Origin of the sequence: Metabacillus niabensis (assembly GCF_902829255.1) — a bacterium.
Classification (GTDB): Bacteria; Bacillota; Bacilli; order Bacillales; family Bacillaceae; genus Metabacillus; species Metabacillus niabensis.
Map to the genome: position 1 here is coordinate 1 of NZ_CADEPK010000348.1, position 3,000 is coordinate 3,000.

Consider the following 3,000-nt stretch of genomic DNA (forward strand, 5'->3'; position numbering starts at 1 on the left):
ATAATAAAGTTTCTCCAATTCTTTATTTAATCGTTCATTATCAATCTCTTTAGAACGTTTATTAAGTACTTTTCCAAGTCTTTTCTTTGTATTCTTTTTACAACAACCCCTCATTATTTGAATTACTACAAATGCTCAAGAAATGACCGAAGTATAAATTACATTTTTTTACAAACATTATTCTTAGGAGGTGCAACATGAATAAAATTTTTAGACCAGTTATGATGTTTGTTTTAACTTGCTTTCTTTCAACACCACTAATTCATGCAGAAGTATATCATCGGGAAGGCTATAGTAGTGACTTATACCAAGTAACTAATGAAGTTACACAAGAACAACATTTCAAACATTTTATATTAGATTTACTTACCACTGAAATAATGAAAGCAGCAATTAATCATTACCAAGATGAAACAATAACAGGTATAGCATATGATTGGGAAAGCAATTATAATGTTGTTGAAATTGATGAACCGCCAATAAGTGGTGATAAAAGGTTTGAGTACCCATTTAAAGTTACAGTTACTGTTCATTTAAATAATGGGGATTTAAAAAATCCAAAAATGTACGGTCCGGACAAATTAACTTTTGGTATTGTTCCTGGTCTTCTTAATAATAAAAATAAGGATCAACCCTACACTTATATAAAATTAATCAAATATGAACATATAGATTCACCTAAAAATTCTTAGACCTCCATTTTTAGAGGTTCTTTTTTATACCCTCAATAGCTGATTAAATTCTATATTCCGATCATTTTAACTAAAAGGTACAAGGAGTTTTTTACTCACCTATAAAGATTACTTCCACTATGATCCTTGTGTAGGTAAAAAAATAAGTGCTACTTAAATCCAAATTCAGAAGCTATAGAATTAGTACTTCTTAGTAAAGGGCATGTTTAACTTTAAAGATATCAAAGTGAATTATATGATTACATGTTATAAGGTTGGAGAAAAGAAATAATATCTGCATTAGCTGAATACGGAAGAGCTAGTCGTATCGTATCATGTTTACGGAATAACAATTAACAATAAATGCGCTGACACACGAATGCTAGATGAGAATGGATGGAAGTACATACGAGCTAACAGTAATACAATTCTAGAAGGGAAGTCTAGATATTGTATAAATTGTGGAAACAATACAACATAAATCGTGGTGAGAACTTTGGAAACCTTTCATAATTCGTTGTGATAAATAGGATCTCGTTGGCTAACAATTTGCATTTTCACAACAACAAATTAGCTTTAAGTGATGAATATTAGCATGATTTAGATACAGTTTTCTATCGTGAAGATAGTAATTTCTTACCTAAGTCTACTCTTTTTAATGCGTTTAATAGAATAAGACACACATGTTGTTTTGTTATTTGAGTCATGAGCAAGTATTAAATTTATTCAAGAAAGATTAAGACATAAAAATATAACTGTCAATATCCGGTATCTATTCTCATATCTCTGCAAAGTTAGAGAAGAAATCGGTGGACAGCTATGAAGATTATATAAAAACGATTATGAGCTGATTTTTCATACAAAAAAGGTGGTCAAAATGTGGACAACTCTATTGTGTCTATTATCCTCTCACATTTGACCACCTATTTTATTTTCTTAAAACCTTGTTAAATCAACGTTTTTTCGATTAATACATTGACATGTATTGCTCTCTTTCCCATGGGTGTACTTGCGTTCTAAACATATCCCATTCAATCTCTTTTGCTTCAATGAAGTGTTCAAATAAATGCTCACCTAGAGCATGCTTCATAGTGCTGTCGATTTTTAATAAATCTAATGCTTGAGCTAGAGTTGCTGGTAAGTCAACAATTCCATTTTCAATGCGTTCTTCTTTTGTCATTACATAGATGTTACGGTCGATTGGCTTAGGTGCTTCAAGCTTGTTCTTAATTCCGTCTAAACCTGCAGCTAGTAACACACTCATTGCAAGATATGGGTTAGCAGCTGGGTCAACGCTACGTACTTCAACACGTGTACTTAATCCACGAGAAGCTGGGATACGGATTAATGGGCTTCTGTTTTGTGCAGACCAAGCAACATAACATGGTGCCTCATATCCAGGTACTAATCTCTTATATGAGTTAACAGTTGGATTAGTTACAGCTGTGAAAGCTGGAGCGTGCTTAATAATCCCTGCAATAAATTGTCGAGCTGTTTCGCTTAATTGAAGGTCAGCGCTAGTATCTAAAAATGCATTTTCACCATTTCTAAATAATGATAGGTTACAGTGCATACCTGAACCGTTAACACCGAATAATGGTTTTGGCATGAACGTTGCGTGTAGACCATGTTTTCTTGCAATAGTTTTAACAACTAGTTTAAATGTTTGGATATCATCACATGCTTTAATTGCACTAGCATATTTGAAGTCAATTTCATGTTGTCCTGGAGCAACCTCATGGTGAGATGCTTCAATTTCAAATCCCATTTCTTCTAATTCAAGAACGATATCACGACGGCAGTTTTCCCCTAAATCTGTTGGAGCTAAGTCAAAATATCCACCATTATCGTTTAATTCTAAAGTAGGTTCGCCTTTTTCGTCTAATTTAAATAAGAAGAATTCTGGCTCTGGTCCTAAGTTAAAGTCAGTAAATCCTAGTTCTTCCATTTCAGCCAGCATACGGCGTAAGTTATTACGTGGATCACCAGCAAATGGAGTACCATCTGGATTATAAATATCACAAATGAAACGAGCTACTTTACCTTTTTCAGCAGTCCAAGGGAAAATAACAAATGTGTCTAAATCAGGGTATAAGTACATATCAGATTCTTCAATACGCACAAATCCTTCAATAGATGATCCGTCAAACATCATTTTGTTATCCAATGCTTTATCTAATTGGCTAACTGGAATTTCAACGTTTTTAATTGTTCCAAGAACATCCGTAAATTGTAGACGAATGTATTTTACATTGTTTTCTTTTACTAAGCTGATGATATCTTCTCTTGAATATTTAGACATCGAAAATCCTCTCCCACTCTAATATTT

The 3,000-nt window shown here is 33.0% G+C and carries 2 protein-coding genes; one reads left to right on the forward strand and one right to left on the reverse strand.

The window, feature by feature from the left end; translation table 11 throughout:
* Positions 1-197: 197 nt before the first annotated feature.
* Entirely contained in the window at positions 198-692 is a 495-nt protein-coding gene (locus HU235_RS19685) for a hypothetical protein (protein ID WP_174881317.1), read from the forward strand.
* Positions 693-1,638: 946 nt separating this feature from the next.
* Here the strand turns inward: HU235_RS19685 and glnA are convergent.
* Entirely contained in the window at positions 1,639-2,973 is a 1,335-nt protein-coding gene (glnA, locus tag HU235_RS19690) for a type I glutamate--ammonia ligase (protein WP_095302320.1), read from the reverse strand.
* Between the last annotated feature and the right edge of the window lie 27 nt (positions 2,974-3,000).